This window comes from Halomonas sp. IOP_31, from assembly GCF_021151495.1.
In the GTDB taxonomy this organism is placed as follows: Bacteria; Pseudomonadota; Gammaproteobacteria; order Pseudomonadales; family Halomonadaceae; genus Modicisalibacter; species Modicisalibacter zincidurans.
Map to the genome: position 1 here is coordinate 1 of NZ_JAIRBP010000044.1, position 21,667 is coordinate 21,667.

Annotated in this window: 19 protein-coding genes, 1 tRNA gene and 2 pseudogenes; 13 read left to right on the forward strand and 9 right to left on the reverse strand. The window is 62.2% G+C overall.

The window, feature by feature from the left end; all coding sequences use genetic code 11:
• The first annotated feature begins 283 nt into the window (after nt 1-283).
• The 11 genes and pseudogenes from K7I12_RS15920 to K7I12_RS15970 all read left to right on the forward strand — a co-directional run.
• On the forward strand, nt 284-736 hold the full coding sequence (locus tag K7I12_RS15920; protein ID WP_231664651.1) for a hypothetical protein: 453 nt from the start codon (nt 284-286) through the stop codon (nt 734-736).
• A gap of 213 nt (nt 737-949) precedes the next feature.
• Nucleotides 950-1,885, forward strand: coding sequence for a LysR family transcriptional regulator (locus K7I12_RS15925; protein WP_231664652.1), 936 nt, complete (start codon nt 950-952; stop codon nt 1,883-1,885).
• Nucleotides 1,886-1,991: 106 nt separating this feature from the next.
• Complete coding sequence (locus K7I12_RS15930; protein ID WP_231664653.1) at nt 1,992-3,053, forward strand: TRAP transporter substrate-binding protein; 1,062 nt, start codon at nt 1,992-1,994, stop codon at nt 3,051-3,053.
• A 72-nt stretch (nt 3,054-3,125) separates the two neighbouring features.
• The gene (locus tag K7I12_RS15935) at nt 3,126-3,632 is read left to right on the forward strand and encodes a TRAP transporter small permease (protein WP_231664654.1); all 507 of its coding nucleotides are present in this window, start codon (nt 3,126-3,128) and stop codon (nt 3,630-3,632) included.
• A complete protein-coding gene (locus K7I12_RS15940) occupies nt 3,629-4,906 on the forward strand; it encodes a TRAP transporter large permease (RefSeq protein WP_161431787.1) in 1,278 nt (425 codons plus the stop codon). Before K7I12_RS15935 ends, K7I12_RS15940 begins: the two co-directional genes overlap by 4 nt.
• 4 nt (nt 4,907-4,910) lie before the next feature.
• A complete protein-coding gene (locus K7I12_RS15945; RefSeq protein WP_231664655.1) occupies nt 4,911-5,669 on the forward strand; it encodes a M15 family metallopeptidase in 759 nt (252 codons plus the stop codon).
• A 140-nt stretch (nt 5,670-5,809) separates the two neighbouring features.
• On the forward strand, nt 5,810-6,667 hold the full coding sequence (locus K7I12_RS15950; protein WP_231664656.1) for an ABC transporter substrate-binding protein: 858 nt from the start codon (nt 5,810-5,812) through the stop codon (nt 6,665-6,667).
• Between the two features lie 61 nt (nt 6,668-6,728).
• The gene (locus tag K7I12_RS15955) at nt 6,729-7,397 is read left to right on the forward strand and encodes an amino acid ABC transporter permease (protein ID WP_231664657.1); all 669 of its coding nucleotides are present in this window, start codon (nt 6,729-6,731) and stop codon (nt 7,395-7,397) included.
• Between the two features lie 19 nt (nt 7,398-7,416).
• On the forward strand, nt 7,417-8,157 hold the full coding sequence (locus K7I12_RS15960) for an amino acid ABC transporter ATP-binding protein (protein ID WP_231664658.1): 741 nt from the start codon (nt 7,417-7,419) through the stop codon (nt 8,155-8,157).
• Between the two features lie 3 nt (nt 8,158-8,160).
• A complete protein-coding gene (locus K7I12_RS15965) occupies nt 8,161-8,829 on the forward strand; it encodes an amino acid ABC transporter permease (protein WP_231664659.1) in 669 nt (222 codons plus the stop codon).
• Between the two features lie 364 nt (nt 8,830-9,193).
• A pseudogene (locus K7I12_RS15970) lies at nt 9,194-9,775 on the forward strand (MBL fold metallo-hydrolase); the annotation flags it as partial.
• Between the two features lie 49 nt (nt 9,776-9,824).
• Here K7I12_RS15970 and K7I12_RS15975 read toward each other — a convergent pair.
• The 3 genes and pseudogenes from K7I12_RS15975 to speB all read right to left on the reverse strand — a co-directional run.
• A pseudogene (locus tag K7I12_RS15975) lies at nt 9,825-10,400 on the reverse strand (thiamine pyrophosphate-binding protein); the annotation flags it as partial.
• Between the two features lie 74 nt (nt 10,401-10,474).
• Nucleotides 10,475-11,872, reverse strand: coding sequence for a YjiH family protein (locus K7I12_RS15980; RefSeq protein WP_231664660.1), 1,398 nt, complete (start codon nt 11,870-11,872; stop codon nt 10,475-10,477).
• 79 nt (nt 11,873-11,951) lie between these two features.
• Nucleotides 11,952-12,905: an agmatinase gene (gene speB, locus K7I12_RS15985; protein ID WP_231664661.1), complete on the reverse strand. Its 954-nt coding sequence runs from the start codon at nt 12,903-12,905 to the stop codon at nt 11,952-11,954.
• A gap of 190 nt (nt 12,906-13,095) precedes the next feature.
• On the opposite strand from speB, the gene K7I12_RS15990 reads away from it, so the two are divergent.
• Nucleotides 13,096-14,502, forward strand: a complete 1,407-nt coding sequence (locus K7I12_RS15990; RefSeq protein ID WP_231664662.1) for a sigma-54 interaction domain-containing protein — start codon at nt 13,096-13,098, stop codon at nt 14,500-14,502.
• A gap of 72 nt (nt 14,503-14,574) precedes the next feature.
• Here the strand turns inward: K7I12_RS15990 and secF are convergent, their stop codons facing one another.
• The 5 genes from secF to queA form a co-directional block, all read right to left on the reverse strand.
• A complete protein-coding gene (gene secF, locus K7I12_RS15995; protein WP_031384349.1) occupies nt 14,575-15,486 on the reverse strand; it encodes a protein translocase subunit SecF in 912 nt (303 codons plus the stop codon).
• Between the two features lie 12 nt (nt 15,487-15,498).
• Nucleotides 15,499-17,349 carry a protein translocase subunit SecD gene (gene secD, locus K7I12_RS16000; protein ID WP_231664663.1) on the reverse strand — a complete coding sequence of 617 codons (1,851 nt, stop codon included), beginning with the start codon at nt 17,347-17,349 and terminating at the stop codon, nt 15,499-15,501.
• A gap of 69 nt (nt 17,350-17,418) precedes the next feature.
• Nucleotides 17,419-17,754 carry a preprotein translocase subunit YajC gene (gene yajC, locus K7I12_RS16005; protein WP_031384347.1) on the reverse strand — a complete coding sequence of 112 codons (336 nt, stop codon included), beginning with the start codon at nt 17,752-17,754 and terminating at the stop codon, nt 17,419-17,421.
• Nucleotides 17,755-17,840: 86 nt separating this feature from the next.
• Nucleotides 17,841-18,959, reverse strand: coding sequence for a tRNA guanosine(34) transglycosylase Tgt (tgt, locus tag K7I12_RS16010; protein WP_031384346.1), 1,119 nt, complete (start codon nt 18,957-18,959; stop codon nt 17,841-17,843).
• A gap of 74 nt (nt 18,960-19,033) precedes the next feature.
• Nucleotides 19,034-20,071, reverse strand: coding sequence for a tRNA preQ1(34) S-adenosylmethionine ribosyltransferase-isomerase QueA (gene queA, locus K7I12_RS16015; protein WP_231664664.1), 1,038 nt, complete (start codon nt 20,069-20,071; stop codon nt 19,034-19,036).
• Between the two features lie 193 nt (nt 20,072-20,264).
• On the opposite strand from queA, the gene K7I12_RS16020 reads away from it, so the two are divergent.
• Nucleotides 20,265-20,351 (forward strand) — tRNA-Leu (locus K7I12_RS16020).
• Nucleotides 20,352-20,645: 294 nt separating this feature from the next.
• Here K7I12_RS16020 and K7I12_RS16025 read toward each other — a convergent pair.
• The gene (locus tag K7I12_RS16025; protein WP_231664665.1) at nt 20,646-21,509 is read right to left on the reverse strand and encodes a copper resistance D family protein; all 864 of its coding nucleotides are present in this window, start codon (nt 21,507-21,509) and stop codon (nt 20,646-20,648) included.
• Between the last annotated feature and the right edge of the window lie 158 nt (nt 21,510-21,667).

The window sequence follows — 21,667 nt, forward strand, 5'->3', positions numbered from 1 at the left end:
AGGCGGTCGGCATGGTACATTTCGTCATGGCGGTTGATGCGGTTGATTCTTGTGTAGGAGCTTGAATTATAACCGATTTTCAGCCGCTTTTTTCATGTCTGATGAAATATCCGGGCTAGCCTCTCCGTACAATCGGCCTACAAACGGAGGGCAGTGGCTGATGGCCTCGGCTCAACCTTGACGCTCGTCAAACTGCTGGTCAGCACTTTCAGTTTATATTCAGGCATATTGTATATACTAAGAATGTCTGGCTATAAAGCCAGCCAATGCAAAGGAGAGTGTTATGAAAAAGTACGTCTTCACAGCTGTCATGGCGGCCTTATTGACCTTGCCCCTGGCCCATGCTCAGCAGGAGGCTCCTTCCAGCCAGCAAGGCGCTGGCGGAGGGATGAGCCAAGATATGGGTCGGGGTATGGGCCAGGGTATGGGAATGATGAACCGGGGCGACATGCAGCAGCACATGCAGACGATGCAAGGCGCGATGCAGCAGTTCCACAATACCCAGGACCCGCAGCAGCGTCGGCAATTGATGCAGCAGCACATGCAAGAGATGCAGCAAATGCATCAGTCCATGGGTGGCATGATGAATGGCGGCATGGGCCAGAACATGCAGAGCATGGACCCCGAACAACGCCTGGAAATGATGCAGCAGCGCATGGACATGATGCAGGGCATGCAGCAGCAGATGATGGAGCACATGCAGGCTCAGCAAGCCATGCAAAACGATAGCGAATAACCATCAACCCACCCACATGGCGCCCCGGTGATGATTATTACCGGGGCGTTTCTCTGTCTGCTATCCCAGATGCAGCCACTGCTTCAAGGCCTTTCGATAGCGCGATGGCATCATCCTCCAGACCAAGGGAAGCAGCTTAATAAAAGTGTCCGCTACGACTTGACCAGAACATATCGTGTAGGGCACCCACGATCGAACAGGCGCTTCTCTACCATGTTGAACTCTCGGGCGCTCGCTTATCTCAGCGAAGTGATGCGGCGCGGCTCGCTGCGTCAGGCCGCTACCTATCTGAACATCGATGTGGCCGCTATCAGCCGCCAGATCCGTCAATTGGAGGAGGTTGTCGATGCCCAGGTGATGGTGCGTCATGCGGGTGGTGTCCGGCTTACCGAGGCGGGTCGCCTGCTGGTGGAGCATTTCCACGCCCAGCACGATGCCGAATCGGCAGTGATCTCCCGACTGTCGGCGCTGCAAGGCCTGGTGAGTGGCCAGGTCCGTATCGCGGTGGGGGAGGGGTTTATCGCCGACCTGATCTCGGCGCCGATGCAGACCTTCATGACTGCCTACCCGGGCATCCAGCTGGAGGTCATCATGGCGGGAGTCAACGAAGCCATGGCGCTGGTGAAGCAGCGTGACGTCGACCTGGCCCTGCTCTATGCACCGCCGGTGGACACTCAGCTGGAATGCCATGTCGAGACACGACAGCCCCTCGATCTGATCGTGCCCGCCGGCCACCCGCTCACCTCAACAGAAGCGCCGGTGACGCTACAGGAGCTCAGCGACTGGCCCATCGGGCTGATGGACAGCCCCTTCGGGATGCGCCAGATGGTGGACGCCGTGGCACACCAAGAGCGTCTGGCCATCACCCCCCGCCTGCATACCAACTCCGTGGCGGTGCTCAAGAACTTCGTACGCTCGGGGATCGGCATCACCTTCATGCCCGAGCTGACGGTCGCCGAGGAGATCCGCCAGGGTGACATCGCCGTTCTGCCGATGGCCTATCCGGTTCTCAGCGAGGCCCGTGCGCAGATCGTGAGCCTGGCTGGGCGCGAGCTTACCGTGGCAGCCAGTGCCTGCCTCGACCACCTTCGTCGGGGGATGCGTTTCTTCAATTCCGATGCCCCGCGATTGCTTGAGAGTAGGTGTTGATAAAATATCAATGCAATCAGGTTTGAATAGTCAACGCGTCAACGCCTAGTCTGCTGATATACCGGCGTCGCCGGGTCTTCACCAACAACAAGCCATGGAGATCAGCATGACCCTGTCTACTCGCAAGCCTCTCACCTCTCGTATTGGTCGTTCCTTAGCCGGTGCACCGCTTCTGACGGCCTGTCTCGCCGCTGCCTTTGCCGGCAGTGCCCAGGCCGCCACCACCGTCAACATCGGCTATAACGGCGCGCCGGATCCCGAGAAGAATGCCGTGCACGTCTTCGCCACCAACCTGAAGCAACTGGTCGAGGAGAAGACCGAGGGTGAGATCGAGCTGAAGCTCTACGCCAACAGCCAGCTGGGCGAAGAGCAGGAGCGCATGGAGCAGGTAATGAACACCCCCAGTCTCAACATCGCCTCCTTCGCCGGCATGTCGCCGGTGGTGCCTGAGATCTTCGTCAGCGCGATTCCCTTCCTGTTCGACGACTTCGAATCGGCGCGCACCTTCTTCGACGAGGGCCAGTACTGGCAGGCGGTGGAAGACGCGCTGCGTGAGCGTACCGGCCTGGAGCTGCTCGCCGTGGTGGAGGAGGGCGGTTTCCTAGCCTTCACCAACGACGAGCGCCCGATCTCTTCACCCGAGGACTTCGAGGGGTTGCGCTTCCGCGCCATGGACCCCAGCCAGGTCGCCCTCTACGAGGCCTTCGGCGCCTCCGGCACCCCGATCCCGTGGACCGAGGTCTACATGGCGCTGCGCACCGGGGTTGCCGATGGCCAGATGAACCCGCCCATGTACATCATCCTCGGCAGCCTCTATGAGGTGCAGGACTACCTCACCCTGGCCAATATCCAGTACTCGGACCAATTCCTGGTCGGCAACGGCGCGATGATCGATGGATGGGACGAGGAGATGCGTGGCGCCTTCCTGGAGGCCGTCGAGGAGGCCAACCAGATGGCACGTGAACACAACGCGGCTCAGGTGGACGAGCGTATCGCCTTCCTCGAAGAGCAGGGCATGGAAATCATCCGGCCGTCTCAGGATGAGTTGGATGAGTTTCGTGAGCTGGGCCAGCCTGCCTACCTGGAGTGGCTAGGCGAGCGTGACATAGAGCCGCGCTTCATCGAGATGGCACTCGAAGACGCCGGCATGACCCACCTGACCGAGTAATCATCACCATCCCACGGGGCAGGCCACCGTGCCTGCCCTGGGTCTCAAACCGCGACAATCCCGGAATTCTTCATGTCATCCCTCAACGCTCGCGTGCTGGGTATCAGCCGCCGTGTGTCATTGTCTGTGGCCAGCACACTGCTGCTGATCGATCTGGCCTTCATTCTGTATGGCGTCTTCATGCGCTACCTCGCCGGTGGGGCCCCCATCTGGACAGATGAGCTGGCTCGCTACCTGATCATCGGCAGCGTCCTGCTGGCCGCCGGTGCCGTCTGGGTCGAGGGCGGCCATATGCGGGTCGCGCTGATCGAGCGGCTGCTGCCGGTGTCGCTGCGCCGTCTGCTCAACCTGTACCAATGGCTGCTCACGCTCAGCATCGCCATCGCCGCGGCGATCTTCAGCTATCGCTATGCGCAGTCGGTCTCCATGTTCACCAGTCAGGGGCTGGGGATCAGCCGCACGGTGCCGATGATGGCGATGCCGATCGGTTTTGCGCTGCTGGCCTGGCAGGCGCTCTGGTACGGACCGGCTCCCCTCAAGGAACTGTCGGAGACGGCGGAGACGGAGGAAGCGTCATGACCCTGACCATGCTCGCTGTCTTCCTGGTGCACGTGTTGCTGGGGCTGCCGTTGTTCGTCTCCCTGCTGGCCACCTCACTGGTGGGCTTCCTGTTCGTCGACCCCAGCATGATTCCGCGCATGCTGCCGCAGCAGTTCTTCGGCGGCATCAATGCCTTCTCGTTGATGGCCATCCCGCTGTTCATCCTGGCCGGCAACCTGATGAACGTGACTCGCCTCACCGATCGCCTGATGGCCTTTGCCAAGCTGCTGGTGGGCCACCTGCGCGGGGGCATGGGGCACGTCAACGTGGTGTCTAGCGTGTTCTTCGCCGGGGTCAACGGCTCGGCGGTCGCCGATACCTCGGCGCTGGGCTCGCTGCTGGTGCCCCCGATGCGCAAGGAAGGCTACTCCACCGCCTTCGCCGCCGGGCTCACCGCCGGCAGCTCGCTGATCGGGCCGATCATTCCGCCGAGCATCTTCATGATCCTCTATGCCTCGCTGACCAACACCTCGGTGGGCGACCTCTTCCTCGCGGGGGTAATTCCCGGGCTGCTGCTGGGCGTGGCCTTCATGGGCATGAACGCCTGGTATGCTTGGCGCGTCGGCATGGAGAAGCGGGGCGGGCTTCCCAGCGCACGCGAACTGCTGGTCACTGCGGTGGGGGCACTCCCGGCATTGGTGGCACCCTTCATCATCGTGGCGGGTATCGTGCTGGGGTTCGTTACGCCGACCGAGTCTGGCGCCCTGACCGCTCTGTACGTGGCGCTGTGCGGTGCCGCACTTGGCAATCTGCGCCTGGCCGACCTGTGGAAAGCCATCGTCGATACCACGCGCCTCACTTCGGCCATCTTCCTGATCATGGCCGCCTCGGCCACCATCAGCTGGTTGCTCTCCTACGCCCAGGTGCCCAACCAGTTCGTCGAGCTGCTGGCTCCCTATATCGAACAACCGGTGGTGATCCTGCTGATGCTGAGCCTGATCACTTTCGTCACCGGCATGTTCATGGAGGAGGTATCGGCGTTGATGCTGCTGACACCGATCTTCTCCCCGGTGGCGATGATGGCCGGGATCGACCCGGTACACCTGGGCATCATCATCACCCTCAACATCACCATCGCCTTGATCACACCGCCCATGGGCGCCTGCGTGTTCGTCGCCGCCGCGGTCAGCCGCCTGGAGATCGTGTCGCTGTTCCGGACCATCTGGCCCTTTGTGCTGACGGCGGTGCTGGTGCTGTTGCTCCTGATCCTGTTCCCGGGGCTGACGCTCTGGCTCCCCACACTGCTTGGATAGTGCAATGACGGACTCCCTTTCTCAGCTGACTGTCACCCCGATTGTCGAGAGGCCCGAGCCGAACTGGCCGGTGCTGAGCCGGATCCCCATCCAGGGCAGCGACGAGCCGCTGATGCCGCTCAGCCTGGCGCCGGCGCCGATCAAGGTATTCCCCGTGTACGCCAAGCAGGGCTTGCCGGGCGCGGTGAACGAGTGCTACGTGCGGGAGGGGGTGTATCGCCGTCTGCTCAGGGTGGCGCGTTCGCTGCCCGAAGGAATGGGGCTGATCATCCTCGACGGCTGGCGACCCTGGCGTGTGCAGCAGTATCTGTTCGATACCCTGCAGGAGGCGATTCGCGCCCATCATCCAGAGCTCGACCAGGAAGCGCTGCTGGCCCGCACCCGGGAGTTCGTCTCGGTACCCAGCCGCGAGCCGGATGCCCCCAGTCCCCACCTGACCGGTGGGGCAGTGGATGTCACGCTGAGCGATGCCGACGGGCTGCCGCTCGACATGGGCACGCTCTTCGATGAAGCCGTGCCGGCCTCGCACACGGCCTACTTCGAGACCCTGGAAGATCTGACAGAGACGCAGCGGCAGGTACGCGACAACCGCCGCCTGCTCTACTCAGTGATGCGCGAGGCCGGATTCACTAACCTGCCCAGCGAGTGGTGGCACTATGACTCCGGTGACCAACTCTGGGCTCATTACGGGCAGCACGAACGGGCGATCTATGGCCCTGCCGAGCTGGAAACGGTCGAGAGCCGGTGGAGGAGGCAACTGTAATTGCATCGGTGGTTTACAGGCGTTAAGAGGGTCTCCGAGAAACCCGGAAATATTCATAAGAGGCTTTGACAGCTCAGTAAGCCGTCGTTCATATTAGTTATGCGGAAAACAAATTCACCAAGAAAAACGCGAGAGACACCATGAAACTAGCAAAATCAATTATCCCTGCTGCCGTCATGGGAACTGTCATGCTGGGCGGTGGTTTTTCTACGATAGCCTCAGCGCAAGACGAAGCCTACACGGTCGGGGTCGAAGCATCCTTTCCCCCGTGGGCTTATGTGGAAGCTGGTGAGTTCAAGGGCATTGCCATCGATGCCATGGAAGCCATCGCAGAGGAAATTGGCATTGAAATCGAATTTCAGGATATGCCATTCCCCTCTTTGATTCCCGCTCTAGCTGCTGAGAAGATCGACATTTTGGCAACGGGGCTCACAGTGACGGAAGAGCGAAGCCAGAATATCGACTTCACCATTCCTTGGTGGGAAACCAATGACGTTGTCTTGGTGCCGGAAGACTCAGATCTCAATGTGTTTACCGCTGTTTGTTGCGGTGCCCGTGTCGGTGTTCAGGGTGGGTCATCCCAGCAAGCCTGGATGGAAGAAAACGTCGTAAATTCCAGTGACATCGATGTCGAGCTGGCGAAATACGATAACTATGTCACCGCAGTGGATGACATGGCAATTGGTAGAATCTCTTCTGTCATTGTCGATGACACCTCAGCTCAAGAATATATCAATGCCGGAAAGCCAGTGAAGATGGCGGGCAAGATCTATATTCGCGCACCACTGGCCCTGGCAGTTTCCAAGGATGATCCCCAGGAAATTTTGGGGGACCTGAATCAGGGTATTCTGGCGATTTATGAATCAGGAGAGTGGGGCGAGATCGTCGATGAGTATATTCCCGGTGTATCGATTCCGACCATTCCTGGACATATGCCTGATTTCGTAGATACCTACCAGAAACCTGTCGCAGGCCTTCCCGAGTTGGGTAACGAGTAAGTCGCGTTGACGTCGAGCGCCTTCCCTTTGGGATGGCGCTCGTCCTATCAGGGAAGTGGGTATGGATATCTACGACGTACTATTGCGAGATTTTCCCTTTTTGCTGAAGGGGCTTGGTGTTGCCATCGTACTGTTGGCAGCTCTATTATTGATCGGGTTTGTCATTGGTATGGCAATCTGCCTTATCCAGTTGTATGGCCCCAAGTCGCGCCTTGTTCAGTGGCCGTTGAAGCTCTATGAGCGAGTCTTCAGGGGTGTGCCGATAATTATCATGTTGTTTATATTTTTTTATGGGATATCAGGTGTTTTCGATATATCGGCGTTTGGTGCGGCCATTCTTGCCATGGGGTTGCGCTCGGCAGCCTATCAATCACAGATCTTCCGGAGTGCTTTCCAGTCAGTGCCATCGGGCCAGATGATGGCTGCCCGTGCGATGGGCATGTCGAAAATAAAAGCAATACGCCATATCATTTTTCCGCAGGCAGCTCGACATGCCATTGGACCATGGACGAACGAGTTTTCCTCTGAGATAAAGGAAACGTCACTTGCCTATGTCATCGGTGTTGTCGAGCTGACTCGACAAGCTCACTACATTATTACCAGCACGCAAGGTAATGTGTTGACAGTATTTGCTGTGGTGGCCCTCATGTACTTTGTCCTGAATCGTACAGGGAATAGCTTGCTTTACGCCTTTGAACGCAAGCTGGCCGTGCCGGGCTTCGAAAAATAATCCGATAGGACCGTTAACAATGGCCGATAATCTTATCCTCGACGTGCAAGATGTGAAGAAGGCCTATGATGGTCTTCAAGTATTGAAAGGTATCGGGTTCGGATTGCGAAAGGGAGAGACTAAGGTGCTGATTGGCCCCTCCGGTTCAGGGAAAAGCACCTTGCTCCGATGTATCAATTATCTCACCGTTCCAGACGCCGGGCGCATCTACCTCAATGGTGAAGAAGTACTAGATAAAAACATCGATACCATGCGCGCACGCATGGGCTTTGTCTTTCAAGACTTCAACCTTTTCACGCACTTGACAGTGCTAGACAATGTACGAATCTGCCAGATTAAGGTCTGTGGTGTCGACAAGGATACCGCGACTCAACGAGCACTTCGTGAGCTTGAGAGGGTTGGGCTTGGTGATAAAGCGGCTGCCTATCCAGCTGAACTTTCCGGTGGCCAGCAGCAGCGGGTTTCTATTGCCCGAGCTCTGGCCATGGATCCCGACGTGCTCCTCTTCGATGAGCCGACCTCTGCTCTGGATCCCGAGCTGACCGGGGAGGTGGTCAGGGTCATGCAACAGCTCGCTGCCGAGGGAATGACCATGGTCGTGGTGACGCATGAGATGAGCTTTGCGCGCCAGGCTGCTGACGAGATCATCTTTATGGAGAAGGGGCACATCGTCGAACAGGGCACGCCCGATGTTCTCTTCAATTCTGCTGCCAATGAGCGCACCAAGGCGTTTCTCAATGTCATCGCGGAGCATGGGTGATCCATGAGAGAGTTTATCGAGTTTGGTATCGAGTGGTTGCCTGAGCTTCTCAAGGGGGTCCCGGTGACCTTGGCACTATGGGTGATAGCCATTACCTTGGGTTTCTTTCTGGGGCTGGTGCTTTGTTGGGCCAGGGTCTATGGAAACCGGCTCTTCTACTGGCTTAGTACTTGCTATGTGGAACTGTTTCGTGGCACGCCTATGTTGGTGCAGATGTTTTTCATTTACTTGGGCTTGCCGCATGTCGGAATTGTCTTTGATGCTTTCACTGCGGCGGTGATCGCAATCACCTTGAATAGTGCCGCCTATCAGGCGGAATACTTCCGCGGCTCGGTACTCTCCGTTCCCAAAGGGCAGCTAGTAGCCGCGCGGGCATGTGGCATGACCCAATGGCAAGCAATTCGCCATATCATGCTCCCTCAGGCATTGAGACGTGTAATTCCGCAATGGTCGAATGAGGCAATCATCGAGCTGAAGTTTACTTCAATCGCCTATACTATCGGTGTTGTGGAAATTACCTCCATTGCCTCGGATGTCGGCTCGCGCACATTAGATTTCTTCCTGGTTTTCCTGTGGGCGGGAATTATTTACCTTGTTCTAACCTCAGCCGTCGCGAGTCTGCTTGGCCTTCTTGAACGGCGTACCTACGTTCCTGGTGTGACAAATATCTAGTTTTTAATAGAAGTTTTGTTTCAGCCAGTGCTTGGTGATAAATTTGCGGCCACTTCGGTCCGTTAAAACTGAAAAATCCGGACCAGCTGGTAATGCCAGTTAGGTTCGGGTTTTTTATTATTTATCAAAGGTCAGTGCCCAAATTCCCACATAATGTTGGTTATGATGAATTTAGCTGGAGCTGGAGCTGGAGCTGGAGCTGGAGCTGGAGCTGGATCGTAGGCCTTGCCTGCTGCCCAAAATTCTACTTTACGACCTCCAATGGTGGGCCATTGGATGGCATGCTGGTGGCCTTGGAGCGGCTGGTCGACGGGGAGGTCATGGCGTGAAGTTTCGCTTCACCGGCACCGGCGACAGCGCCCAGGTGCCTTGCTTCGGCTGTGACTGCCCTGCGTGTGTCCGGGCGCGTGTGATTGCCAGCGCTCGACGCGGGCCCTGCAGCGCCGAGGTCGAGGTCGACGGACATCGCTACCTGCTGGATGCCGGAGAGATGGACCTGGCCGAGCGCTGCCAGCGACATCGCCCTGACGCCATTCTGCTCACCCACTACCACCCCGACCACGTGCAGGGGCTTCTACATCTGCGCTGGGGGTGTGGCGAGTCGATCCCTGTCTATGGCCCCAAGGACCCCCAGGGATGTGCCGACCTCTATCGTCATCCCGGTGTGCTCGACTTCCAGGTGCCTCTCAAGCCCTTCAAGCCCTTGTCGCTCCCGTCGCTGACGGTGACGCCGGTGCCGCTCAACCACAGTAAGCCGACGCTGGGCTACTGCCTGGATGATGGGGGAGGGCGGCTGGCCTACCTGACCGACACCTGTGGCCTGCCCGGGGCGACCGAGCGCTTCCTGCGTACATGGCAGCCGGACGTGGTGGTGCTGGACTGCGGCTACCCGAGTCGCGTCAGTGAGCCCAGCAACCACAATACCCCGGCGCTTGCCGTGCAGATCATCGATCGGCTCTCGGTTCCGATGGCCTATCTGACTCACATCGGCCACGAGCTAGACCGGCCGGGTCGGGCGATGGACGATACAGCCGGGCGCCGGGCCACTGCGCGGGCGGCGCGACCGGCGCGGCGAACAGGTCGATGGGGATCTCGATATGCACCGGCCCCGGGCGTGCCGAGGAGAATACCGCGAAGGCGCGCGCCAGCACCTCGGGCAGCGCTGCGGGGTCGAGCAGGGTATGGCTGAATCGCGCCACGCCGGCCAGCAGCTGCTGCTGGCTGGGCAGTTCATGCAACCGGCCCTGGCCGCGGCCCAGGGTGTCGCGGCGATTGACGCTGGAGATCACCAGCATGGGCACCGAGTCGGCCAGCGCCTGGCCCATCGCGGTGGCGATGTTGGTCATCCCGGGGCCGGTGATGATCAGGCACACGCCGGGCTTGCCGCTGGTCCGGGCGTAGCCGTCGGCCATGAACCCGGCGCCCTGCTCGTGGCGCGGGGTGACGTGGCGTATCGCTTGATCCTCGAGGCCGCGATACAGCTCGACGGTGTGCACGTCGGGAATGCCGAACACGGTATCGACGGCGTAGCGTTCGCGCAGCAAGCGGATCAGCAGTTCGGCGCAGGTCATTGTTTATCCTTTGGCTTCGGGCTTCGTTAGCATTTTTGGCTCGCGGCTCGCGGCTCGTAGCCCGTCGCTTTGCTTCAGAACACGAAGGTGTGCGCGATGAAGGCTATGATCGGCAGGGTGATCGCCGTGCGCAGCAGGAAGATCGCTACCAGTTCCCAGAGCTTGAGCGGGATCTTGGATTTGAGCAGCAGCGCGCCGATCTCGGACATGTAGATCAACTGGGTCAGCGACAGGCAGGCGATCACGAAGCGCGTCAGCTCGCTGTCGATGTCCTTGGCCAGCACCGCCGGCAGGAACATGTCGGCGAAGCCCACCAGGGTCGCCGGGGCGGCGGCCTGGGCCTCGGGAATGCGCAGCCACTCGAGCACCGGCACCATCGGGTAGGAGAGCCAGGTGAACAGCGGCGTAAACTCGGCGAGGATCAGCGCCACGGTACCGATCGCCACCACCAGCGGCAGCAGGCCGAGGAAGATGTCGGCGACGTTGAGCATCGCGCTGCGCGCCAGGGCACGCGGACCCGGGGCCGTTTCGGCGCGTGCCACGGCCTGACCGAGGCTGAAGCGCAGCACGCCCACCCGGCGGGTATTTTCCTCCTCGAGTCGGCAGCCCACCGGCTCGTAATAGCTGTTCGGCTTGCGCGACAGCGGCGGCAGGCGCGGCACCACGACGGCGGCGATCAATCCGGCGACCACCACGGTCAGGTAGAACTGCACGAACAGCTGATTGATGCCGATGAAGCTGGTCACCAGCAGCGCGAAGGCGATCGACACGATCGAGAAGTTGGTGGCGATCACCGACGCTTCGCGGCGGTTATAATAGCCCTGCTCGTACTGCTGGGTGGTGATCAGCACGCCCACCGTGCCGGAGCCCATCCACGAGGCGGTGGCGTCGATGGCGCTGCGCCCCGGCAGGCCGAAGATCAGCCGGAACGGCTTGCGCACCAGGCTGCCGATGAACTCCATGAAACCGAAGTCGACCAGGAACGGCAGCAGCAGAGCGGCGAAGAAGAAGAACGTCAGCAGCACCGGCGCCAGGTCGTTGAGCATCACGCCGCCGGTGAAATCGGCGATGATGAAGCCCGGTCCGACCTGGAAATAGGTCATCAGCGCGAACGCGGCACCCAGCACGCGCATGGCGAACCACAGCGGCTCGACGTCGAACAGTTCGTTGGCCGCGCCGTCGCGGGCCCAGCCCGGCCGGGTCAGCTTGACCAGCGCGGTCAGGATCACCGACAGGCACAGCACGGCCACGGCGATCGCCGGTAGCGCGGCGCCGAGCAGCGCCTTGAGCCCGTCGGCGAGCATGCCCATGCCGATATTGATGCCGTCGCCGGTGGAAAACGGGATCAGGAACATGCCGATCCCGATCAGCGAGGGGAGCAGGAACTTGATCAGCGCCCGCGGCTTGATGCGCCCGCCATCGGGCGCGTTGCTGTCGTTACGGCCTGCGGCCGTGGCTTGATTGGAAGACATGGTGGTTACCCATTGTTGTTGTCGATCAGCAAAGCGGATCAAAACGGCGCCGGCCGGCCACGACCAACGCCGTCGTGGATTAGCGGCGCTCGACGCCCGGCAGCACGCAGAGCATTTCATAGAGCAGGGTGGCGCCCATCAGCGCGGTATTGCCGCTGGTGTCGTAGGGCGGCGAGACCTCGACCAGGTCGCCGCCGACCACGTTCAGGCCCCAGGCGCCGCGCACGATCTCGAGCCCCTGTTGGGCGGTGAGGCCACCCATCTCGACGGTACCGGTGCCCGGCGCCACCGACGGGTCGAGGCCATCGATGTCGAACGAGATGTACACCGGGCCGTCGCCCATCTGCTCGCGGACCTCGGCCATCAGCGGCGCCAGCGACTGGTACCAGCACTGTTCGGCGGGCACTACGCGAAAGCCCTGGTCGCGGCACCAGTCGAAATCATCGGCGGCGTAGCCGGTGCCGCGCAGGCCGATCTGCACCACCCGCTGGCTGTCGAGCAGGCCCTCTTCCTGGGCGCGGCGGAACGGGCAGCCGTGGGCGACCTCCTCGCCGAACATGTGCTCATTGACGTCGGCGTGGGCGTCGATGTGGATCAGCCCCACCGGGCCGTGCTTGTTGGCGATGGCGCGCAGGACCGGCCAGGTCAGGGTGTGGTCGCCGCCCAGGGTCAGCGGCACGCAGCCCTGGGCGAGCACCTCGTCGTAGTAGCCACTGATGATGTCGAGGTTCTTGGGCAGGTTGAAGGTATTGATCGGCACGTCGCCGATGTCGGCCACCTGCAGGCTGTCGAACGGCGCGGCGCGGGTCGCCATGTTGTAGGGCCGCAGCATGCGCGATTCGTCGCGGATCTGGCGCGGGCCGAGCCGGGTGCCCGGGCGGTTGGAGGTGCCGATGTCCATGGGGATGCCGATGAAGGCGGCGTCCAGGCCGGCGGCCGTGGTCTGGGTCGGCAGGCGCAGCATCGTCGCCGGGCCGCCGAAACGCGGCATCTCGTTGCCGCCCAGCGGCTGGTTGAGGTTCGGCTTGTCCATGCGGCCTCCTGAAGCGGCATTGTTATCGATCACTGACGTTGTGTGTACTTTGCATGAACCATGCCAGCGCCTGGGCGGCGTGGTTGGCGGGCTGCATCCTCGCCGTGATTCATCGATGAATCGTTGGGGGCTCTTTGCGATTCATCCGTGTATCATTGATGCGAAAGTGAATCACATCTCGGGAAGCGACATGAGCGACATCGACAGCGCGGTGCTCTCGACCATCGTCGAGACCGCTCACGAGCATTTCTTCATCGTCGATGCCGAGGGCCGGGTTCGCAATGTCAGCCCCGGCAGCGCGGCGGTGTATGGATTGGGGCGCGAGGAGCTGTGTGCGAGCACCGTTCAGCAACTGGTCGAGCGCGGCGTGCTGTCGCCGTCGGTGACCCAGGAAGTGATGCGCACCCGCCAGCCGGCGCAATTGATGCAGCACACCGGCAGCGGCCGGCGGGTGATCGCCGAGGCGCATCCGGTATTCCTCGACGGCGTGCTGGTGCGCATCGTCTCGCGCTCGATGGATCTCACCGACCTGCAACTGCTGCAGGACGAATACGCGCTGCTGCAGCGGCGCTTCAGCGAACACCTGAAGCGTGGCGGAGCCCCGCCGCTGGACGAGGATCTAGAACTCGGCAGCCTGGAAGTGCGCAGCGGGGTGATGCGCGAGGTGGCGCTGCTGCTCAAGCGGGTCGCGCCCAGCGACGCCACGGTGCTGATGCTCGGCGAATCGGGCGTCGGCAAGACCGCCTTCGCGCGTCAGCTGCATTGCTGGAGCGCGCGTCGCGAGAAGCCGTTCATCGACGTCAATTGCGCGGCGATCCCCGAGGCGCTGTTCGAGTCCGAGATGTTCGGCTACCAGCCCGGGGCGTTCAGCGGCGCGGCCCGCCAGGGCAAGGCCGGGATGCTGGAGCTGGCCGACGGCGGCACGCTGTTTCTCGACGAGATCGGCGAGCTGCCGCTGGCGATGCAGAGCAAGCTGCTCAAGGTGATCCAGGACGGCGAGGTCACCCGGCTCGGCGACACCCGTTCGCGGCGGGTCGACTTCCGCCTGGTGGTGGCCTCGAACCAGGATCTCGCCGCGCGGGTCGAGAGCGGCGCCTTTCGCCTCGATTTGTACTACCGGCTCAACGTCATTCCGGTGACCCTGCCGCCGCTGCGCGAGCGCCGCGAGGATATTCCCGGGCTGGCGGAACTGCAGCTCGAGCGGCTCAACCAGCGCTACGGCCAGTCCAAGGTGCTGCACCCGAGCGTATGGCCGGAACTGATGGGCCGCGACTGGCCGGGCAACGTGCGCGAGCTGGAAAACTGGATGGAGCGCACCTGGCTGGCGAGTCCCGGCGAGCTGATCGGCGCGCCGACGAATGCGGCGAGTAGCGGCGCTCCCGAGCCGCCCGGCAGTCCTTGTGTCGACACTCCGGCGGGGTTGACCGAGGGCCAGACGCTGCGCCAGGCGCTCGACGCCACCGAGCGCGGAATTCTCGCCACACTGTGCGGCGAGCTGCCCAGCACCTATGCGCTGGCTACGCGGTTGGGCATCAGCCAGCCCAGCGTGGTGCGCAAGCTACGCAAGCACGGCCTGCGCATCGGCAACCCGTGTTGAGTCCGCGCCTGAACGACGACACCCCGCCAAGGCGGGGTGTCGCGGGTCTTGCCAGGCATTCGTGGCGCCGCGTCAGGGCAGTTCTTCCTCGCCGTCGGCGTTTTCCTTCTGCGCCGGCATCAAATCCTCGCGCTGCAGCTTGACCGAGATCAGCAGCGCCGAAGCGACATAGACCGACGAGTAGGTGCCCACGCCCACGCCGATGATCAGCGCCAGGGCGAAGTTCTGGATCATGTCGCCACCCAGCGTCAGCAGCGCCAGCAACACCAGCAGGGTGGTGCCGGAAGTCGCCAGAGTGCGCGACAGGGTCTGGTTGATCGCCTCGTTGAAGATCGTCGGCATGTGCTCGATGCGCGACTTGCGGATGTTCTCGCGGATCCGGTCGTAGACGATGATGGTGTCGTTGAGCGAATAGCCGATCACCGCCAGTACCGCCGCCAGCACGGTCAGGTCGAAATCGATCTGGAACAGCGAGAACACCCCGAGCACGATGATCACGTCGTGGACCAACGCCAGCAGCGCGCCCAGCGAGAACTTGTACTGGAAGCGCAGTGCCACGTAGAGCACCACCGCACCGAGGGCCACCAGCATGCCCAGACCGCTCTGGTCGCGCAGCTGGCCGCCGACCTGGGCGCCGACGAACTCGGCGCGCACCAGGCTGACGTTCTCGCCGCTCTGGCGCAGCACCTCGGTGACTTGCTGACCGACGCCGGGATCGAAGGCCTGCTGCAGGCGCACCAGGATCTCCGAGGGCGCGCCGAAGGTCTGCACCGAGACGTTGCTGAAGCCTGCACTCTCCAGCGCCTGGCGCACCGCCTCGAGCGCCGGCGCCGCGGCGTAGCGAATCTCGACCAGCGTGCCGCCGGTGAAGTCCAGCCCCAGATTGAGCTGCTGGAACAACAGCGAGAGCAGCGAGACCAGCAGCATCACGCCGGAGACGATGAAGGCCAGGCGGCGCTTGCCCATGAAATCGAACTGTCGCATCGCGTTAGCCCCTTAAATCCAGAGTTTCTTCACCGGCTTGCCGCCGACGGAGAGATTGACGATCGCGCGCGAGACCAGGATGCCGGTGAACATCGAGGTCAGGATGCCCAGCGACAGCGTCACGGCGAAGCCCTTGACCGGCCCGGTGCCGATCGAGAACAGGATCACCGCCACCAGCAGGGTGGTGATGTTGCCGTCGACGATCGACGTGAAGGCACGCTCGTAGCCGGCGTGGATCGCCTGCTGGATCGGCATCTTGGCGCGTACCTCTTCGCGGATGCGCTCGAAGATCAGCACGTTGGCGTCAACCGCCATGCCCAGCGTGAGCACGATACCGGCGATGCCGGGCAGCGTCAGGGTGGCGCCGAGCATCGACAGCGCGGCGACCAGCAGCACCAGGTTGGTGGCCAACGCCAGGTTGGCGACCACGCCGAACGCCTTGTAGCGGATCAGCATGAACGCCACCACCAGCAACATGCCGATCTCGACCGACAATATGCCCTGCTCGATGTTGCGCTTGCCGAGGCTCGGCCCGATGGTGCGCTCGGCGACGAAGTACATCGGCGCGGCGAGCGAACCGGAACGCAGCAGCAGGGCCAGTTCCTGGGCCTCGGTGGGTGAATCCAACCCGGTGATGCGAAAGCGGTTGCCCAGCGCGCTCTGAATGGTTGCCAAGCTGATGATGCCGCGCTCGACGTAGGGCTCGCGTTTCTCGACCTGCTTGCCGTCCTCCATCACCGTGCGGGTGCGGGTCTTGTTGTCGATGTAGATCACCGCCATCGAACGGCCGATGTTGGAGCGCGTGGCGCGGTTCATCAGCGTGCCGCCGGTGCCGTCGAGGTTGATGTTGACCTGCGGGCGGCCGTTCTGGTCGAAGCCGGTACTGGCGTTGGAAACGTTCTCGCCGGTGATGATCACGTCGCGCATCAGCTCGGCGGTACGTTGCTCGTCGTTGCGAAACGCCAGCGTCTCGGTTTCCGATGCGGGGGTGTCGGGGCGCGCGGCGAGGCGGAACTCCAGATTGGCGGTGGCGCCGACCACGCGCTTGGCGGCGGCAGTGTCCTGCACGCCGGGCAGCTCGACGACGATACGGTTGGGGCCCTGGCGCTGGACCAGCGGCTCGGCCACGCCCAGTTCGTTGACGCGGTTGCGCAGGGTGGTCAGGTTCTGCTGAACCGCATAGTCCTGAATCTCGTTGATCTTTTGCTGGGTCAGGGTCATTGCCAGCGGCGCGCCGCGTTCGGCGTCGGGCGTCTGGTACTGGAAGTCGGGAAACTCGCCGCTGATGATGTCGCGCGCCTCGCTGAGATCCTCGGCATTGGCGAAAGTCATCGTCAGGGTATTGCCGTCGATCTGGGTGTCGCGGTAGCGAAGGCGTGCCTTGCGCAGCGCCTCGCGCATGGCGCTGGCGTTGACTTGCAGACGCTGTTCCACGGCCGCCTGCATGTCGACCTCGAGGGCGAAGTGCACGCCGCCGCGCAGGTCGAGCCCCAGATTCATCGGCGAGGCGCCCAAGCTCTCGAGCCAGGCGGGGGTCGACTCGGCAAGGTTGAGGGCCACCGTGTAATCGTCGTTGAGCAGTCCGCTGATGATCTCGCGGGCGTCAAGCTGGTCACTGCCATCGACGAGACGAATGAGCACGCCGTTGGGCTGATCCTCGATGCGCTGGATGGCGATATCGGCGTCGTCGAGGGCGCCGCGAATCCGCTCGAGTTGATTCTCGTCGAGGCTGACGTTGCCGCGGGCGCTGCTGATCTGAACGGCGGGGTCTTCGGGGTACAGGTTGGGTAGGGCGTAGAGCAACCCGACGACGAGCACGACGAGTATCAGCAGATACTTCCACAGGGGGTAACGGTTGAGCATGGAAGCCCTGTCCTTGTTGCTGACGCGGTAAGAGCGCTGCCGGCGCAAGGGCCAGCAGCGTGAGAACTATCAGAGGGACTTCAGCGTGCCCTTGGGCAGGACCGCCGCGACGGCATTCTTCTGCACGTTGACCTCGGTGCCTTCAGCGATCTCCAGGGTCAGGAACTCGTCGTTGACCTTGGTGATGCGCCCGACCAGGCCGCCGCCGATGACGATCTCGTCACCCTTGTCGAGGTTGCTGATCAGTTGCTTGTGCTGCTTGGCGCGCTTGGATTGGGGGCGCCACAGCAGGAAGTAGAAGATCAGCACGAAGCCGACCAGCAGAGCGATCTGGGCGATGCCGCCGCCCGCAGCCGCACCACCGCCGCTCTGGGCGTGCGCCTGTGAGATGAAGAAATCCAGCATGGGTTGTTGTCTCCTGGAGAGTTGCGAGAGTTGCAAAGCAAGGTCGAGGCACGGCCTCGACCGAAATAAATAAGATCGTCGCTAGTTCACTGCGGCGCGTCGGGCACGCTCAGGCCCCGTCGTGCATAGAACATATTCACGAAGTCCGCCAATGTACCCGCTTCGATAGCACCGCGCAAACCGGCCATGACGCGCTGGTAATAGCGCAGATTGTGGATGGTGCTGAGCATCGAGCCCAGCATTTCGCCACACCGGTCAAGGTGATGCAGGTAGCTGCGCGAGAAGTGCCGGCAGGTGTAGCAGTCGCAATCCTCCTCGAGCGGACGGGTATCATGACGATGCTTGGCGTTGCGGATCTTGACCGTGCCCTCGGCGGTGAACAGATGGCCGTTACGGCCGTTGCGGGTGGGCATCACGCAGTCGAACATGTCGATGCCGCGGCGCACGCCCTCGATCAGGTCCTCGGGCTTGCCCACCCCCATCAGGTAGCGCGGCTTGTCGTCGGGCATCCAGGTGGGGAGATAGTTCAACACTTCGATCATCTCCGCCTTGGGTTCGCCCACTGACAGCCCGCCGATCGCCAGGCCGTCGAAGCCGATCTCCTCGAGCCCTTCCAGCGATCGCTTGCGCAGTTCCGGATACATGCCGCCCTGGATGATCCCGAACAGCGCCGAGGGCGAATCGCCGTGGGCGCGGCGCGAACGCTCGGCCCAGCGCAGCGACAGCTCCATCGAGCGTCGCGCCTCGTCCTCGGTGGCCGGATAGGGCGTGCATTCATCGAAGATCATCACGATGTCCGAGCCCAGCGAGCGCTGCACGGCCATCGATTCCTCGGGGCCCATGAACACCTTGGTGCCGTCCACCGGCGAGCGGAAATGCACGCCTTCCTCGGTGATCTTGCGCATCGCGCCGAGCGAGAACACCTGGAAGCCGCCGGAGTCGGTGAGGATCGGCTTGTCCCACTGGGCGAAGTCGTGCAGGTCGCCGTGGGCCTCGATCACCTCGGTGCCCGGGCGCAGCCACAGGTGAAAGGTGTTGCCGAGGATGATCTCGGCGCCGATCTCCGCGACGCTTTGCGGGGTCATGCCCTTGACGGTAGCGTAGGTGCCCACCGGCATGAACGCCGGGGTTTCCACCGTGCCGCGGGGGAAGCTCAGCCGGCCGCGGCGGGCACGCCCGTCGCTGGCCAGGCGCTCGAAACTCATGAAGCATTCGTTACGCATGCAATTCTCGAAAATGATGGATGACGCCGCGGGCTGAAATCAGCGCGTCTGGCGGGTCAGGGCTTGCGTGTCAAAAACATGGCATCACCATAACTGAAGAAGCTGTAGCGCTCATCGACCGCGGCGCGGTAGGCGCGCATCACGGGCTCGAAACCGGCGAACGCCGACACCAGCATCAGCAGGGTCGATTCGGGCAGGTGGAAGTTGGTCACCAGGCCATCGACGCAGCGCCATTCATAGCCCGGGTAGATGAAGATGTCGGTCTCGCCGCGAAACGGCGCGATCTGGCCATCGTCGCTGGCGGCGCAGACGCTCTCCAGGCAGCGCACGCTGGTGGTGCCCACCGCGATCACCCGGTTGCCGCGCGCCCTTGCCGCACGCACCTGGGCGCTGACCGTCTCGTCGACCTCGATCCACTCGCTGTGCATGGGGTGCTCGCGAATGTCGTCGACGCGCACCGGCTGAAAGGTGCCGGCGCCCACGTGCAGGGTGACGAAGGCGGTCTCGATGCCGCGCTCGCGCATCGCCGCCATCAGCGGCTCGTCGAAGTGCAGCCCAGCGGTGGGCGCGGCCACCGCGCCGTCGCGCCGCGCGTAGACGGTCTGGTAGCGCTCGCGGTCGGCGAGTTCGTCGTCGCGCTCGATGTACGGCGGCAGCGGCATGTGGCCGTGGCGTTCGAGCAATTCGATCAACGGCGTGTCGCCGAGAAAGCGCAGCTCGAACAACGCCTCGCGGCGGCCCTCGACCACCGCGCGCACCTCGCCTTCGAAGATCAGCTCGCTGCCCGGCCTGGGCGACTTGCTGGCGCGGATGTGCGCCAGCCCGCGATGGGCGTCGAGCGGGCGTTCGAGCAGCATTTCAACGCGCCCGCCGCTGGCCTTGTGGCCATGCAGCCGCGCGGGAATCACCCGGGTGTCGTTGAACACCACCACGTCGCCCGGCGTCAGGCGCTCGAGCAGGTCGGGAAAGCGCCGGTGCTCGATGGCACCGCTGTCGCCGTCCAGGCACAACAGCCGGCAATCGCTGCGCTGTTCGCTGGGGTAGCGAGCGATCAGCTCGTCGGGGAGATCGAAGTGGAAGTCGGCGCGCTGCATGGCTGCGTGAAGGCTCGAGATAGTAACAAGACGATAACGGTCAAAACCTGTCTGCGGAGGGCGCTTCGATACGCGAAGACGCTTTCCCCGGCAGGGGCCGCCCGCAAAGGCGCACCATGATAATCGACATGCGCGATTAAGTCAGGCCCGGCGATTGACGAACCCGGCGAGACCCGTATAATCCTGACCCGCTGCCGGCGTGGCGGAATTGGTAGACGCAGCGGATTCAAAATCCGCCGCTGGAGACAGTGTGTCGGTTCGAGTCCGACCGCCGGCACCATTGCTTCAAGCAATTAGCGGTTTCCTTCTTCGCTTGGACCTTCCCGATTTTTCCTGCGTGTCCACAAGGTGTCTACGCACTCTGGGCTGCAAATCTGCCGGCTGCAGGGCGTGGATACCTATACCTACCTGATCGACGTGCTACGGCACATCGTCCTCCCTCCGGCCTCTCGCGCCGAAGGGTTGACGCCGCTCTGCTGGAAGGCGCTGTTCGCCGCCGCTCCTCTCCGGTAGAGATTGAAGGGTAAGTCCAGACGTTCTGGAATGACCCTTACCGTTCCAATCCGCACCGACGTCACTGCTCGAAGGGAGACGAGTAGGTGGTGAGCACTGCCGTAATTGTCAGGATGATGCCGACCGCGATCACCTCGGAGACGATTGATCGGCGCAACGCTGCGCTGGATCCCGGCACATTCGCAGCGAACCTTGGCACGAGCCGGAAGCGATTGAGACCGGCGAGAGTCAGCAGTCCGGCGAACGCCACTAGCTTGAAGACAAGGATGTTTCCGTAGCGGCTCTCCCATAGCGCCGAAAATTCGCCAATAAATAGCCACGCCAGCGCTATTCCCGCCAGGACGAGAGCGCCAACGAGGACCATGGCCAATGTGCCGAAGCGTTCTAGCACCCTTGCGACACGAGAGGTATCGGAAGCATAGCTCACCCCTATCAATGGCCACAGTGCACCAATCCAGTAGCTGACTGCCAGAAGATGCAACGCGATTAGCAGTCCTCCTGCCATCCGGGCTTCCAGATTCGCCGTATGACCTATCAACGCAAACGACGCCACGACCAGAAGCGCTCCCAGCGCCCCGATGCCATATCCGAGTGGGCGCCGCAGCCAGACGAAGCCGATCATGGCCAGCCCCAGCCAGCGAAGTTTAGTGCTGGTACCCACTGTAGATTCGAACAGCATGCCCAGATAGAACGGCTCGAACATCCCACCCAGCCCCTCACCACTCAGAAAGCCGGCGCGAAGCGGAATTGCCGCGGCTGTGAGCACACTGCCCATGAGCGCGAGGCCGAGCGCCGTCGTTACTGTTCTGCTGCACTCGCGCTCGTTCAAGGTTGGAAACAGGGCTAAAAAGAGCGCACTACCGGCCGCGCTCAACACTACGGCATAGCTCACCGCCTTCAGTACGAAACTAGCCAATTCCCACATAGGTCTCTCCTTGGCTTCACCCTTGTGGTCATTGCTTCGTAAGCGATCCACGAACCCCATCTGTTGGGCCTGAGTCAGACCGGTAGAGTCTCTTTCCAGCGCCAGGGGAGCAGCGTGTCGAGATCGTCATCCTCGCCGAGTGTCGGCAGGGTCTCGAA

Excerpts from the sequence above, each read along its gene's own strand:
- K7I12_RS15920 (WP_231664651.1), top strand. The coding sequence starts at position 284 with ATGAAAAAGTACGTCTTCACAGCTGTCATGGCGGCCTTATTGACCTTG.
- K7I12_RS15925 (WP_231664652.1), top strand. The coding sequence starts at position 950 with ATGTTGAACTCTCGGGCGCTCGCTTATCTCAGCGAAGTGATGCGGCGC.
- K7I12_RS15930 (WP_231664653.1), top strand. The coding sequence starts at position 1,992 with ATGACCCTGTCTACTCGCAAGCCTCTCACCTCTCGTATTGGTCGTTCC.
- K7I12_RS15935 (WP_231664654.1), top strand. The coding sequence starts at position 3,126 with ATGTCATCCCTCAACGCTCGCGTGCTGGGTATCAGCCGCCGTGTGTCA.
- K7I12_RS15940 (WP_161431787.1), top strand. The coding sequence starts at position 3,629 with ATGACCCTGACCATGCTCGCTGTCTTCCTGGTGCACGTGTTGCTGGGG.
- K7I12_RS15945 (WP_231664655.1), top strand. The coding sequence starts at position 4,911 with ATGACGGACTCCCTTTCTCAGCTGACTGTCACCCCGATTGTCGAGAGG.
- K7I12_RS15950 (WP_231664656.1), top strand. The coding sequence starts at position 5,810 with ATGAAACTAGCAAAATCAATTATCCCTGCTGCCGTCATGGGAACTGTC.
- K7I12_RS15955 (WP_231664657.1), top strand. The coding sequence starts at position 6,729 with ATGGATATCTACGACGTACTATTGCGAGATTTTCCCTTTTTGCTGAAG.
- K7I12_RS15960 (WP_231664658.1), top strand. The coding sequence starts at position 7,417 with ATGGCCGATAATCTTATCCTCGACGTGCAAGATGTGAAGAAGGCCTAT.
- K7I12_RS15965 (WP_231664659.1), top strand. The coding sequence starts at position 8,161 with ATGAGAGAGTTTATCGAGTTTGGTATCGAGTGGTTGCCTGAGCTTCTC.
- K7I12_RS15980 (WP_231664660.1), bottom strand. The coding sequence starts at position 11,872 with ATGTCTTCCAATCAAGCCACGGCCGCAGGCCGTAACGACAGCAACGCG.
- speB (WP_231664661.1), bottom strand. The coding sequence starts at position 12,905 with ATGGACAAGCCGAACCTCAACCAGCCGCTGGGCGGCAACGAGATGCCG.
- K7I12_RS15990 (WP_231664662.1), top strand. The coding sequence starts at position 13,096 with ATGAGCGACATCGACAGCGCGGTGCTCTCGACCATCGTCGAGACCGCT.
- secF (WP_031384349.1), bottom strand. The coding sequence starts at position 15,486 with ATGCGACAGTTCGATTTCATGGGCAAGCGCCGCCTGGCCTTCATCGTC.
- secD (WP_231664663.1), bottom strand. The coding sequence starts at position 17,349 with ATGCTCAACCGTTACCCCCTGTGGAAGTATCTGCTGATACTCGTCGTG.
- yajC (WP_031384347.1), bottom strand. The coding sequence starts at position 17,754 with ATGCTGGATTTCTTCATCTCACAGGCGCACGCCCAGAGCGGCGGTGGT.
- tgt (WP_031384346.1), bottom strand. The coding sequence starts at position 18,959 with ATGAGTTTCGAGCGCCTGGCCAGCGACGGGCGTGCCCGCCGCGGCCGG.
- queA (WP_231664664.1), bottom strand. The coding sequence starts at position 20,071 with ATGCAGCGCGCCGACTTCCACTTCGATCTCCCCGACGAGCTGATCGCT.
- K7I12_RS16025 (WP_231664665.1), bottom strand. The coding sequence starts at position 21,509 with ATGTGGGAATTGGCTAGTTTCGTACTGAAGGCGGTGAGCTATGCCGTA.